Here is a 13,696-nt window from a genome sequence, read left to right on the forward strand (position 1 = left end):
GCCTGTGAGCGGCTTGTTTATTACGCTGGAAGGCCCCGAAGGTGCGGGCAAGAGCACCAACCGCGACTACCTGGCTGCACGCTTGCGCGAGCAGGGCCTGGATGTCGTGCTGACCCGTGAGCCGGGTGGTACGCCGCTGGCCGAAAAAGTGCGCGAGCTGCTGCTGGCCCCCACCGATGAAAGCATGGCGGCCGACACCGAACTGTTGCTGGTGTTCGCGGCGCGCGCCCAACACCTCGCGCAGGTAATCCGCCCGGCGCTGGCCCGCGGCGCCGTGGTGCTGTGTGACCGCTTCACCGACGCTACCTATGCCTATCAGGGCGGTGGGCGCGGTTTGTTGGTCGAGCGCATCGCCACCCTGGAGCAATTCGTCCAGGGTGACCTGCGCCCGGACCTGACCTTGGTTTTCGACCTGCCAGTGGAAGTGGGCTTGGCCCGTGCTGCCGCCCGCGGCCGCCTGGACCGTTTCGAGCAGGAGGGCCAGGCGTTCTTCGAAGCTGTACGCCAGGCTTACCTGCAGCGCGCCCAGCGCGAGCCGCAGCGCTACAGCCTGCTCGATGCCGCACAATCGCTGGAGGCCGTGCAGCGCGCTATCGATGTGCTACTCCCGGCGATTGTGGAGCGTTGCCGTGGCTGACGCCTACCCCTGGCAGCAGGCTATTTGGCAGCAGCTGGCCGGCCGCAGCCAGCACGCGCACGCCTACCTGCTGCACGGGCCGCAGGGTATCGGCAAGCGGGCCATGGCCGAACGCCTGATGGCCCGCCTGCTGTGCCAGCAGCCCCAAGGGCTGGATGCCTGCGGCGGGTGCAAGGCCTGCATGTTGCTCAAGGCCGGCAGCCACCCGGACAATTTTGTGCTTGAGCCTGAAGAGGCCGACAAACCGATCAAGGTCGACCAAGTGCGCGAGCTGGTGGCGTTCGTGGTGCAAACTGCGCAATTGGGTGGGCGCAAGGTGGTGCTGATCGAGCCTGTCGAGGCGATGAACGTCAACGCCTCCAACGCGCTGCTCAAAAGCCTCGAAGAGCCATCTGGCGACACGGTGCTGCTGCTGGTCACGCACCAGCCCAGCCGCTTGTTGCCGACTATCAAGAGCCGCTGCCAGCAGGTGGCGTGCCCGCAGCCAAGCCTGGCCCAGAGCCAGGCCTGGCTGGCGGGTGCGTTGCCTGACAGTGACGAGGCCGAGCGTGACGAGCTACTGACGCTGGCTGCCGGTTCGCCATTGATGGCGGTCAGCCTGCAGGCACAAGGTGTGCGCGAGCAACGTGCGCTGGTTACTGACGGGGTGAAGAAGCTGATCAAGCAGCAGCAATCGCCCAGCCAGTTGGCCGATGCCTGGAACGGCGTGCCACTGCTGTTGCTGTTCGACTGGTTCTGCGATTGGTCGCATCTGATCCTGCGCTACCAGTTGACCCAGGACGAGGAGGGATTAGGCTTGGCTGATATGCGAAAGGTGGTGCAATACCTGGCGCAGAAGAGCCGCCAGGCCAAGGTGCTGGAGGTGCAGGCCTGGATCCTGGAGCAGCGTCAGAAGGTGCTGGGCAAGGCCAACCTCAACCGCGCCCTGCTGCTCGAATCGCTGCTGGCTCACTGGCTGCAACTGCCCGGTACCCGCTGATTTTCACTTTTTCATGTGTGTCGTCATCCTATGCTCGTAGATTCCCATTGCCACCTCGACCGTCTTGACCTGAGCGCCCACCAGGGCTCCCTCGATGCCGCTTTGCAGGCAGCGCGTGAGCGTGGGGTCGGTCATTTTCTGTGTATTGGCGTCAGTGCCGAAAACGCCGGTGCCGTGAAGGCGTTGAGCGAGCAGTACGCCGATGTCGATTGCTCGGTGGGCGTGCACCCGCTTGACCTGGCGCCGGGTGAAACCCCGGCGCTGGAATGGTTGCTGCGCGAACTGGCCCACCCCCATGTGGTGGCGATAGGCGAAACCGGGCTGGATTACCACTATGAGCCGGAAGCTGCCGAGCTGCAGCAGGCTTCGTTCCGCCTGCACCTGGAAGCCTCGCGGCAGACCGGCAAGCCGGTCATCGTGCACACCCGGGCGGCACGTGCCGATACCCTGGCGCTGCTGCGTGAAGCCAACCTGCCACAGGCTGGCGTGCTGCATTGCTTCACCGAAGACTGGGAGATGGCCAAGGCCGCGCTGGACCTGGGGTATTACATCTCGCTGTCTGGCATCGTAACCTTCCGCAACGCCGATGCCCTGCGTGAAGTGGCTCGGCAGGTGCCGGTCGATCGTTTGCTGGTCGAGACCGATTCGCCGTATCTGGCACCCATTCCGTACCGTGGCAAGCCGAACCTTCCGCAGTATGTACGGGAAGTGGCTGAGTATGTGGCTTCGTTGCGGGGCGCCAGTTATGACCAACTGGCTGAGCAGACTACTGCCAACTTCAAGCGGTTGTTCCCGTTGGCGCGGGTGGCCTGATGGCCCACGAGCCTGAGTGCTCTTGCTCTTGCTCTTGCTCTTGCTTCGGCTTTGGCTTCTAAGCGCGCGGTAGCTCAGGCAACGCAGATTGCGACTTCAGGAGGCCAAGCGCAGGGCTTGCGGAGGGAGGTGACGGGCATGGATGCCCGTCAAGCGCTGGGCCCCAGGATGGGGCCTGCAGCGCGGTCCTCCCGGGAGCAAGCCCGGAGCGAGGGGACCCCGGAGCGCAGCGTAGGGGCCGGATGATGGGAGCGCAGCGTTTTTTGGTTACTTTTTGTCGCGTTTGACAAAAAGTGACCCGCCGTAAGGGCGGAAAGGTGATTTGGCGCCACCTTTGAAAATGAATGTTGACTCATTGTTGATGCCCACACCTGAACGCGAACAGCGAACAGCGAACAGCGAACAGCGAACAGCGAACAGCGAAACAGTGCTGGTTTTTAGCTCGCGCATAGGCCATTTGCGATGGCGACACTAACTCACCTTTTCGCCCTTACGGCGAGTCACTTTTTGTCAGACGCGACAAAAAGTAACCAAAAAACGCTGCGCTCCCATCATCCGGCCCCTGCGCTGCGCTCCGGGGTTCCCTCACTCCGGCCTCGCTCCCAGGAGGACCGCGCTGCAGGCCCCATCCTGGGGCCCAGCGCTTGACGGGCATCCATGCCCGTCACCTCCCTCCGCAAGGCCTGCGTTCGGCCTACTGAAGTCGCGAAGATCAAAATCAAAATCAAAATCAAAATACAAAATCAAAAAACAAAATCAAAAAACAAAATCAAAATCAAAATCAAAATCACGGTACAGCACAACCTCGAGCGGGGAGTGCGGGTCGCTGTGCGACCCGTCGCGCAAGCAAAAAAAACCCGGGTTCTGGGGGGGGAATCCGGGTTAAGACCATTAGGAGTAAAACAAAGGTACGCGGTCCCTGAGCACCTTTATCGGCGCGCCACTTGGGGGGGATGCGCCGCGCCAACACTTCAAGTATTGGTCAGGTTTGGCGCAGTGCCAGCGTATATTGGTCGTTTTTTAAACAAATTTGGAATACGCCGAGGTTTCAATCCTTCCACAGCGCATGGCAGTAAGCATGGTGAAACACAGACATGCGTGGATGATCCGTGCAATTTCTTGCAAGTTAGGCATAATAAACCGCTTCGATTGTCATCCAGTCCTTCCCATGCAGAAAGAACCTCGTAAGGTCCGTGAGTTTCGCCGTCGCGAACAGGAAATCCTCGACACCGCGCTCAAGCTGTTTCTCGAACAGGGTGAGGACAGCGTCACTGTCGAAATGATCGCCGACGCCGTGGGTATCGGCAAAGGCACGATCTACAAGCATTTCAAGTCAAAGGCGGAAATCTACCTGCGCCTGATGCTCGACTATGAGCGCGACCTGAACGAACTGTTGCACTCGGCCGACGTCGACCGTGACAAGGAAGCCCTGTCACGCGCCTACTTCGAGTTCCGCATGCGCGACCCGCAACGTTACCGGTTGTTCGATCGCCTGGAAGAGAAGGTGGTCAAGGGCAACCAGGTGCCGGAAATGGTCGAGCAACTGCACAGTATCCGTGCCTCCAACTTCGATCGCCTGACTCAGCTGATCAAGGGCCGCATCAGCGAAGGCAAGCTCGAAGACGTACCGCCGTATTTCCATTACTGCGCCGCCTGGGCGCTGGTGCACGGCGCCGTTGCGCTGTACCACTCGCCGTTCTGGAGCAATGTGCTTGAGGATCAGGAAGGTTTCTTCCAGTTCCTGATGGACATCGGTGTGCGCATGGGCAACAAACGCAAACGCGATCCGGAACCGACGAACTGAAGCGTTCCGTCACTTGACGCTGAAACCGGCAGGGTGCGGGGGCTTGCAAAAACCTGATTTATGAGTCAGGTTTCGCCTGCCCCTATCATCCATGCCGGAGTCATTCATGATTGTCGATCGTCAAGGCAGGCGCTTTCGCAACCTGCGTGTCAGCCTGACGGCTGCTTGCAATTATGCCTGCACCTACTGCGTGCCCGACGGCAAACGCCTGGTGGCGGCGCAAGACGAGCTCTCGGCAGATGCCCTGGCCCGCGGCGTGGCTTACCTGATCGAAGCGGCGGGTATCGAGCGCCTACGCATCACAGGGGGTGAGCCGCTGGTCAGCCCGCGCCTGGATGCCTTTCTGGCCGCAGTGGCCAAGCTCGACCTCGACGATATCTCGCTGACCACCAATGGCCAGCTGTTGGCACGCAAGCTGCCCCAGCTGCAAGCGGCGGGTATCCGACGCCTGAATGTTTCCCTCGACACTCTCGATCCCCAGGCCTTCCGCCGCATTGCCCGGGGCGGCGACCTGGCCAGTGTGCTGGCGGGTATGGAGCAGGCCACTGCGCTGGGCATGCGAATCAAGGTGAACATGGTGCCAATGCGCGGGCACAACCTCGACCAGGTATTGCCGCTGCTGGATTACTGCCTGGAGCGCGGCTTCGAGTTGCGCTTCATAGAACTCATGCGCATGGGCCACCTGGCCCGTGAGCACAATGCCTTTGTGCAGCAGTTCGTCGGGCTCGACCAGTTGCTGGCGCTGATCGGCGGCAAGTATGCCTATGTCCAGGTCGATGCGCCGCTGGACGCTACAGCCCTGCGCTATGAAATCCCGGGCATTGGCCACTTCGGCATCATCGCCAACGAGAGCGTGCCGTTTTGCCGTACCTGCTCGCGCTTGCGCCTGTCCTCCACGGGCTGGTTGCATGGCTGCCTGTCTTCGAGCAATCGCCACTTCGTCGGTGACCTGCTGGAAAAGCCGCGTCATCAGGCCCTTCCGGCCCTGCAGCGCCTGTTGGTCAAGGCGCTGGCAGACAAGCAGGACCTGGCGTTTTCCGGTGATGTGATGGTGATGAAGGTGATTGGCGGCTGAAGCTGGCGCAAAAGCTGCATCCGCCTGCTATTCGCCGGTTTTTCGTCGCCGGCCACTGGAGGAAAGATGCGTAGCCTGGTCTTGCTGCTGGCGCTGATGGCGCTGGGCGGCTGCATGAATGTCAGCGATATGGGCGAAGGCGTCCGCTATCACATGAGCGATGCCGGTCTGCTGGACCACAGCGATACCCGGCGTACCCTGTCGATCCGCCTGCAGCCCGATTCGTTCATTTTCATCGGCCAGGGCGCATTCGTGCCGCCGGGCAAGGGGCCGGTGCCACGGCAGAATGCGGTGGCTGACGAGGCGTTCAAGAGCTTTGTCGAGTATTTCCCGTTGGTGCGCCGCGCCCAAGGCCCATTGGGCCTGGAAGACGCCATTGCCCAGGCACGCTCGGTGGGTGCCGACTACGTCCTGTACACCCGCTTCGCCCGTACCGACGACCGCATCGGCAATGGCGATGAGTGGTATGACGAACAGGCCGTCGACCGGCTGGGGTGGGACACTGGCGTGGTGCAGATGATGTTGATCGAAACCAATACCCGCTACCTGATCGACACCGCACGCATCAAGAGCCGTGGCGGTTTGTTGACGTTCCACGACAACACCCCGGAGGATTTGCTTGGTGCGCCGATGCGCGAGTACGCTCGTAGCCTTCTGGGTATGAGCGAATGAGGCAGGCGTGATGAGTGATTCCGGCAAGGCCAATGATCTTCTGGCACAGATCCCCAAGGCCAAGGGCCTGCCGCCGGTGCATCTGTGGAACCCGGATTTTTGCGGTGACATCGATATGCGCATTGCCCGCGATGGCACCTGGTATTACCTGGGCACGCCGATCGGGCGCAAACCGATGGTGCGGTTGTTTTCCACGATCATTCGCCGCGATGGCGATGACTACTTCCTGATTACCCCGGTAGAAAAGGTTGGCATCCGCGTCGACGATGCCCCATTTGTGGCCGTGGCTCTGGAGGTGCTGGGGGAGGGGGAGCAGCAGGTGCTGCGCTTCACCAGCAATGTCGAGGACCAGGTTGACGCCGGGCCGGACAACCCTTTGCGTGTGGTCATCGACCCGGTGACGCAGGAGCCATCGCCCTATGTGCTGATGCGCAGCAACCTTGAGGCGCTGATTCACCGCAATGTTTTCTATCAGTTGGTAGAGCTGGCGGTGGCGCGTGAAATCGACGGCGAGGAATGGCTGGGGGTCTGGAGCCAAGGCGTGTTCTACCCGATTGGGCGTAGCAGCTGAGCTCTTGGTTGCCTGTACCGGCCTCTTCGCGGGCATGCCCGCTCCCACAGGTACAGCACCTGTGGCGAATGAACTTGTGGGAGCGGGCGGCACAGGTAAAATCGGCCCCCTGCTTTTACCTCGAATTGGCCATTTGTCTTCAGCCAACGAAGGCCTAACCTGCTGGCATTAGTCATCCAGGAGAAGCCCGCCATGAAACCCTTGGCTATCGTCCTTTTTGCCCTGCTCGCCGTCCAAGCCCCCGCCTGGGCCCACGGCGACGTTGCCGACCAGGTCAAAGTCCTGCAGCAGCAACAACCCTCGAACGCCCCGGGCAAAACGGCTGTCATGCTTACGGTGAGCTACGCCCCTGGCGAGGCATCGCCCGCGCATCAGCACCCCGGCGCAGTGATGGCCTACGTTCTGGAGGGGGCAGTGGTGTCGAAGCTCAACAACGATCCGGAAAAGACCTACAAGGCCGGTGAGTACTGGTACGAGGCGCCAGGCACCGTGCACAGCGTGTCACGCAATGCCAGCAAGACCCAGCCCGCCAAGCTGCTGGTCTGGAGCCTGGTGGACGAGGGCAAGCCAGTGACCGAGCCGCTGGGCCAGTAAATCCGATGCAATGCAAAAAGCCCCCGGTTGCTTGCGCACCCGGGGGCTTTTCAATGTTTGGCTCCGCGACCTGGACTCGAACCAGGGACCCAATGATTAACAGTCATTTGCTCTACCGACTGAGCTATCGCGGAATCTGTGCGTATCTTACTGACTGCCTGGAAGAAGTCAAGCCTCTCCCAGGCAAATCAACAGGTTACAGCACTTCGACGATGGCCTTGGTTACCACGTGGATGTTGCTCTGGTTCAGCGCGGCAACCGCGATGCGGCCGGTGTCCAGTGCGTAGATGCCAAACTCGTTCTTCAGGCGGGCTACCTGTTCAACGGTCAGGCCCGAGTAGGAGAACATGCCTGCCTGTCGGCCAACGAAGCTGAAGTCGCGCTTGGCGCCATATTCAGCCAGCAGGCTGACCATTTGCTGACGCATGCCGTGGATGCGCTGGCGCATCTCGCCCAGCTCGGCTTCCCACATTTGGCGCAGTTCGTCGCTGTTCAGCACGGTAGCGACGATGGTTGCGCCATGGGTCGGCGGGTTGGAGTAGGTGGTACGGATCACACGCTTGACCTGCGACAGCACGCGAGTGCTCTCATCCTTCGAGGCGGTGACGATCGACAGTGCGCCAACGCGCTCGCCGTACAGCGAGAACGACTTGGAGAACGAGCTGGAAACGAAGAACTCCAGGCCCGACTCGGCGAACAGGCGCACGGCGAAGGCATCTTCGGCGATGCCGTCACCAAAGCCCTGATAGGCCATGTCGAGGAACGGCACATGGCCCTTGGCCTTGACCACTTCCAGGACGTTTTTCCAGTCGTCCAGGCCCAGGTCGACACCGGTCGGGTTGTGGCAGCAAGCATGCAGCACCACGATCGAGCCGGCCGGCAGGTTGTTCAGGTCTTCCAGCATGCCCGCGCGGTTGACGTCGTTGCTTGGCGCGTCGTAGTAGCGGTAATTCTGTACCGGGAAGCCGGCAGTCTCGAACAGTGCGCGGTGGTTTTCCCAGCTCGGGTCGCTGATGGCTACCACAGCGTTGGGCGACAGGCGCTTGAGGAAGTCGGCGCCGATCTTCAGCGCGCCGGTGCCGCCAACGGCTTGCACGGTGACCACGCGGCCAGCGGCCAGCAGTGGCGACTCGGCGCCAAAGATAAGTTTTTGCACGGCCTGGTCATAAGTGGCGATGCCGTCGATCGGCAGGTAGCCGCGCGAGGCGTGCTGGGCGGCACGCTGGGTTTCGGCTTCGATCACGGCGCGCAGCAGCGGAATGCGGCCTTCCTCATTGCAGTACACGCCAACGCCCAGGTTGACCTTATCGGTACGTGGGTCGGCGTTGAATGCTTCGTTGAGGCCCAGAATAGGGTCGCGGGGTGCCAGCTCGACAGCGGAAAACAGGCTCATTGTTACCTTGGCTCTGATTGGAGAGTGATAGGGCGTACACGCTCCAGCCGAATGCACTGAAGCGGTGCACAAACGGGGAGTCAGTATAGTGATACCGTCCGGTCACTGCGACACTCTGGCACAGCTTTTCCGGCTATTTGCGCAAATATTTTTCGACCATTGGTCTAATTGCCGGGTCCACTGTAACAAGCGCTCACAGCCCAGCCTTGAAAGCGCCCCCAGCTAGCCGCATTTGGGTATAGACTACTGGCTAAATTTACAGTTGCTGCAGCACCGCGAGGTCAAACATGTCCGAGTTCCAGCTCGTCACCCGTTTTCAGCCGGCCGGCGACCAGCCAGAGGCCATCCGTCAGATGGTCGAAGGCATCGAAGCGGGGCTGTCGCACCAGACGCTGCTCGGCGTGACCGGGTCGGGCAAGACCTTCAGCATCGCCAACGTCATCGCGCAGGTGCAGCGCCCGACACTTGTCCTGGCACCGAACAAGACCCTGGCCGCGCAGCTCTACGGCGAATTCAAGGCGTTTTTCCCCAACAACGCGGTGGAGTATTTCGTTTCCTACTACGACTACTACCAGCCCGAGGCCTACGTACCATCGTCGGACACCTTCATCGAGAAGGACGCCTCGATCAACGACCACATCGAGCAGATGCGCCTGTCCGCGACCAAGGCGCTGCTGGAGCGGCGCGATGCAATCATCGTCACCACCGTGTCTTGCATCTATGGCCTCGGCAGCCCCGAGTCCTACCTGAAAATGGTCCTGCATGTGGACCGCGGCGACAAGCTCGATCAGCGCGCACTGCTGCGCCGCCTGGCCGACCTGCAGTACACCCGCAACGAAATGGACTTTGCCCGTGCCACTTTCCGCGTGCGGGGTGATGTGATCGATATCTTCCCGGCCGAGTCGGACCTAGAGGCCATCCGCATCGAGCTGTTCGATGACGAGGTGGAGAACATAGCCGCCTTCGACCCGCTCACTGGCGAGGTTTTCCGCAAGCTGCCGCGATTCACCTTCTACCCCAAGAGCCACTACGTTACCCCGCGGGAAACCCTGCTGGAGGCCGTGGAGGGCATCAAGGAAGAGCTCAAGGAGCGCCTTGAGTACCTGCACAAGGCCAACAAGCTGGTAGAAGCGCAACGCCTGGAGCAGCGTACCCGCTTCGACCTTGAGATGATCATGGAGCTGGGCTACTGCAACGGCATCGAGAACTATTCACGCTACCTGTCCGGGCGCCCGGCCGGGGCGCCACCACCCACCCTGTACGACTACCTGCCAGCCGATGCGCTGCTGGTCATCGACGAATCCCACGTCAGCGTTCCGCAGGTAGGCGCCATGTACAAGGGCGACCGTTCGCGCAAGGAAACCCTGGTCGAATACGGCTTCCGCATGCCTTCGGCACTGGACAACCGGCCGATGCGCTTCGACGAATGGGAAGACGTCAGCCCGCAGACCATCTTCGTCTCCGCGACCCCGGGCCCCTATGAGGCTGAGCATGCCGGGCGCGTGGTGGAGCAGGTCGTGCGCCCGACCGGCCTGGTCGACCCGCAAGTCGAGATACGCCCGGCACTGACCCAGGTAGACGACCTGCTGTCGGAAATCCGCAAGCGCGTGGCGGTGGGGGAGCGGGTGCTGGCCACTACGCTGACCAAGCGCATGGCCGAGGACCTTTCCGATTACCTCGCCGACCACGATGTGCGGGTGCGCTACCTGCACTCGGACATCGACACGGTGGAGCGGGTGGAGATCATCCGCGACCTGCGCCTGGGTACTTTCGATGTGCTGGTGGGCATCAACCTGCTGCGCGAAGGCCTGGACATGCCAGAAGTGTCGCTGGTGGCGATTCTGGATGCGGACAAAGAAGGTTTTCTGCGTTCCGAGCGCTCCCTGATCCAGACCATTGGCCGTGCTGCGCGTAACCTCAATGGCCGGGCGATTCTGTACGCCGACAATATTACCGGCTCGATGCAGCGGGCAATTGACGAAACCGAGCGACGCCGGGAAAAGCAGATCGCTTTCAACGAAGCCAACGGTATCGTGCCCAAGGGTGTGGTCAAGGACATCACCGACATCATGGAAGGCGCTACCGTGCCCGGCGCGCGCAGCAAAAAGCGCAAGGGCATGGCCAAGGCGGCAGAGGAGAGCGCCCGCTATGAGGCAGAGCTGCGTACACCGGGCGAGATCACCAAGCGCATCAAGCAGCTGGAAGAGAAGATGATGCAGCTCGCCCGCGACCTGGAGTTCGAAGCTGCGGCGCAGCTGCGCGACGAGATTACCCAGCTGCGCGAGCGGTTGATTACCAGCTGATCCCTTTGGGTGGATGAACTGGCCCTGTCGTCGGCAAGCCAGCTCCCACAGGTGTGCCGCTGCATTCAAAATTTGCCCGGTACCTGTGAGAGCTGGCTTGCCGGCGATAGGGCCAGTACAAGCTAGTGAGCTTCCCCAGCCTTCAACCCCGCCGGCAGCTTGCGGGTCAGCAACACTGCCACCATGCTCACCGCCAACCCGATCCCGACAAAGTGGAAAGCATCGTTGTAGGCCATGATCATGGCCTGCTGATGGGTAATCTCGCTCAGCTTGCCCAGCGCTGCATTGTCATTGCCCAGGCGCTCCGCCAGTTGCGCCAGCCGTTCTGCCACCTGTGGGTTGCTCGGCACTACCGATTCGCGCAGGTAATCGAAATACACCTTGGTCCGCGCATCCAGCAACGTGGCCAGCAAGGCGATACCAATCGCACCCCCCAGGTTACGCAGGATATTGAACAGGCTCGATGCCGACCCCGCATCCTGCGGCTGGATGTAAGCCGTGGCGATAAGCGAAATGGTCACCATGATCATCGGCTGGCCCAGGGCGCGGATGATCTGGATCTGGTTGAATTGCGGCCCGGCAAAGTCCGGGTTCAGCACCCCCGAACCGAAACTGGCGGCGCCGAACAGGCAGAACCCCAAGGCGCACAACACTTTGGGTGACACCACCTTCATCAGTTGCGGCACCAACGGGATCAGGAACAGCTGCGGGACACCCATCCACATGATCACCTCGCCGATCTGCAGGGCGTTGTAACCCTGCACCTGCGCCAGGTACAGCGGCAACAGGTAGATTGACCCGTACAGGCCTACGCCCATGCCCAGGCTGGCGATGCTCGACAAGCCGAAGTTGCGGTTACCGAGAATGCGCAGGTTGATCAGCGGGTGCGGCTTGGAAAACTGCAGGATGACGAAGGTGATGAGGCTGATCAGGGCGATGCTGCCCAGGCCAACGATCAAGTTCGACTCCAGCCAGTCCTTGCGGTGGCCTTCTTCGAGAAACACCTGCAGGCAGCCCAACCCCAGGCCCAGGGTGACGATGCCTGCGTAATCGGTGCTTTTCAGCAGTTCCCAGTGCGCCTCTTTCTTCTCCAGCCCATACATCAGGCCGGCAATCATCACCAGGCCGGGCGGGATGTTGATGTAGAAGATGTACTCCCAGCCCCAGTTCTCGGTCAGCCAACCGCCCAGCGTGGGGCCGATGGAGGGGGCGAACGTGGCGGTCATGGCGAACATCGCCATGCCTTTGGCGCGGTGGTGTTCGGGCAGCTTGATCAGGGTAAGGGTAAACGCCAGCGGGATCAGTGCGCCGCCGGTAAAGCCTTGCAGGGCGCGGAACAGGATCATGCTCTCCAGGTTCCAGGCCATCGAGCACAGCAGTGACGACAACAGAAACCCTGCAGAAACCCACACCGCCAGGCGCCGCGCCGAGAGTAACTGCACCAGCCAGGCAGTCAGCGGGATCATGATGATTTCCGCCACCAGATACGAGGTGGAAATCCATGAGCCTTCCTCCAGCGTCGCTGACAGTGCGCCCTGGATGTCTTTCAGCGACGAATTGGTGATCTGGATATCCAGCACCGCCATGAACGCACCGAGCATCACGCTCATTACCGCGATCCAGTCGCGGCGGGTGGGCTCAGCGGTGGGCCGGAGCAATTGGTCACCGGCCATTGTGGCCTTCGCTTTCGCTGCGCAGGTCGACGGTGGCAGTCACCGACATGCCGGGGCGAATGCGCCCGTGCAGCGGGTTGTCGGCGCTGAAGGTGAGTTTCACCGGGATGCGCTGTACCACCTTGGTGAAGTTGCCGGTGGCGTTGTCGGGTGGCAGCAGGCTGAATTGCGCGCCCGAGGCAGCGAAGACACTGTCGACCCGGCCTTCGATGGGGGTATCCGGGTAGCTGTCGAACAGCAGCTCGGCGCGTTGCCCGGGCTGCATCCGGCCGATCTGGGTTTCCTTGAAGTTGGCCTGCACCCAGATGTCTTCGTCGGGCACGATCGACAGCAGGTAGGCGCCAGCCTGCACCACCTGGCCATTGCGCGCGTTGCGCTGGCCGATGGTGCCGCTGATCGGCGCGCGGATTTCGCAGCGGGTCAGGTTCAGTTCGGCCTGTGCCAGGTCGGCGCGGGCGTTGGCGATCTGTGCATCAAGGCGTTTGAGGTCGGCGTTCAGGGCGTTGACCTGCTGGCGCTGGCTTTGCAGGTCGGCGCGGGCTTTGTCGACCTGAGAGCCGGCGACATGGCTGTCCGCCGACAGGGTGGTGACCCGCTCTTCGGATATGAAGCCTGGCTTGCGCAGCTTTTCGGCACGGCTCAGGTCCACCCGCGAGCGCTCGAACGTGGCTTGGTTGGCTGCCACCTGCGCCTGCCCGGCGGCGATCAGGCTACCCTGCTGGGTCAGGCGGCTTTGCGCTTGCGCGTATTCTGCTTCGCGGGTAGCCAGGGTAGCGCGGGCGCGGTCAACCGCCAGCTCGAAGTCTGCTACTTCCAGGCGCACCAGCAGGTCACCTTTGTTGACATGCTGGTTGTCCTCGACCGGCACCGCCTCGATACGTGCGCCCAGCTGGCTGGAAATACGGGTGATCTCGCCCTGTACGTAGGCGTTGTCGGTACTCTCGTAGAAGCGGCCCTTGAAGTACCAGTGGGCCAGAAAGGCGAGGGCGATGATGGCCACCAGGGTGAAGAAGACCAGCAGGCGACGTTTGAGTTGGGCAGGCATGGGCACTATCGTTCCAGAAATGTAAACAAATTTAACAGCGCTGCAGGGGCTGTCGACAAGTGACGTTCGCGCCATTGCTGGAGCCCGGTGCCTGCCTCCTGCTAACATCCCGCCTTTGTTTCATCTTCAGTTCGAGA

12 protein-coding genes and 1 tRNA gene are annotated in these 13,696 nt (G+C 61.6%); 9 read left to right on the forward strand and 4 right to left on the reverse strand.

The window, feature by feature from the left end; translation table 11 throughout:
- The first annotated feature begins 4 nt into the window (after positions 1–4).
- The 8 genes from tmk (at position 5) to OZ911_RS07310 (ending at position 7,145) form a co-directional block, all read left to right on the forward strand.
- Complete coding sequence (gene tmk, locus OZ911_RS07275; RefSeq protein WP_023048963.1) at positions 5–637, forward strand: dTMP kinase; 633 nt, start codon at positions 5–7, stop codon at positions 635–637.
- Entirely contained in the window at positions 630–1,616 is a 987-nt protein-coding gene (locus OZ911_RS07280; protein WP_016485493.1) for a DNA polymerase III subunit delta', read from the forward strand. Before tmk ends, OZ911_RS07280 begins: the two co-directional genes overlap by 8 nt.
- A gap of 30 nt (positions 1,617–1,646) precedes the next feature.
- Positions 1,647–2,429, forward strand: coding sequence for a TatD family hydrolase (locus OZ911_RS07285; protein ID WP_016485494.1), 783 nt, complete (start codon positions 1,647–1,649; stop codon positions 2,427–2,429).
- A 1,168-nt stretch (positions 2,430–3,597) separates the two neighbouring features.
- Positions 3,598–4,233, forward strand: a complete 636-nt coding sequence (locus OZ911_RS07290) for a TetR/AcrR family transcriptional regulator (RefSeq protein WP_016485495.1) — start codon at positions 3,598–3,600, stop codon at positions 4,231–4,233.
- Between the two features lie 106 nt (positions 4,234–4,339).
- A complete protein-coding gene (locus OZ911_RS07295) occupies positions 4,340–5,308 on the forward strand; it encodes a GTP 3',8-cyclase MoaA (protein WP_016485496.1) in 969 nt (322 codons plus the stop codon).
- 66 nt (positions 5,309–5,374) lie between these two features.
- Positions 5,375–5,980 carry a DUF4823 domain-containing protein gene (locus tag OZ911_RS07300; RefSeq protein ID WP_016485497.1) on the forward strand — a complete coding sequence of 202 codons (606 nt, stop codon included), beginning with the start codon at positions 5,375–5,377 and terminating at the stop codon, positions 5,978–5,980.
- 10 nt (positions 5,981–5,990) lie between these two features.
- Positions 5,991–6,551, forward strand: a complete 561-nt coding sequence (locus OZ911_RS07305) for a DUF1285 domain-containing protein (protein WP_016500884.1) — start codon at positions 5,991–5,993, stop codon at positions 6,549–6,551.
- 192 nt (positions 6,552–6,743) lie between these two features.
- Complete coding sequence (locus tag OZ911_RS07310) at positions 6,744–7,145, forward strand: cupin domain-containing protein (protein ID WP_016485499.1); 402 nt, start codon at positions 6,744–6,746, stop codon at positions 7,143–7,145.
- A gap of 58 nt (positions 7,146–7,203) precedes the next feature.
- On the opposite strand, the gene OZ911_RS07315 is transcribed toward OZ911_RS07310, so the two are convergent.
- Both OZ911_RS07315 and OZ911_RS07320 read right to left on the reverse strand, forming a co-directional pair.
- Positions 7,204–7,279: transfer RNA gene (locus OZ911_RS07315), tRNA-Asn, on the reverse strand.
- Between the two features lie 62 nt (positions 7,280–7,341).
- On the reverse strand, positions 7,342–8,538 hold the full coding sequence (locus tag OZ911_RS07320; RefSeq protein ID WP_016485500.1) for an amino acid aminotransferase: 1,197 nt from the start codon (positions 8,536–8,538) through the stop codon (positions 7,342–7,344).
- A 287-nt stretch (positions 8,539–8,825) separates the two neighbouring features.
- On the opposite strand from OZ911_RS07320, the gene uvrB reads away from it, so the two are divergent.
- On the forward strand, positions 8,826–10,841 hold the full coding sequence (gene uvrB, locus OZ911_RS07325) for an excinuclease ABC subunit UvrB (RefSeq protein WP_016485501.1): 2,016 nt from the start codon (positions 8,826–8,828) through the stop codon (positions 10,839–10,841).
- 122 nt (positions 10,842–10,963) lie between these two features.
- Here the strand turns inward: uvrB and OZ911_RS07330 are convergent, their stop codons facing one another.
- A complete protein-coding gene (locus tag OZ911_RS07330) occupies positions 10,964–12,514 on the reverse strand; it encodes an MDR family MFS transporter (protein ID WP_016485502.1) in 1,551 nt (516 codons plus the stop codon).
- Positions 12,504–13,559: an HlyD family secretion protein gene (locus OZ911_RS07335; RefSeq protein ID WP_023047685.1), complete on the reverse strand. Its 1,056-nt coding sequence runs from the start codon at positions 13,557–13,559 to the stop codon at positions 12,504–12,506. Before OZ911_RS07335 ends, OZ911_RS07330 begins: the two co-directional genes overlap by 11 nt.
- Positions 13,560–13,696: the final 137 nt, after the last annotated feature.

Source organism: Pseudomonas fortuita (assembly GCF_026898135.2).
GTDB lineage: Bacteria > Pseudomonadota > Gammaproteobacteria > Pseudomonadales > Pseudomonadaceae > Aquipseudomonas > Aquipseudomonas fortuita.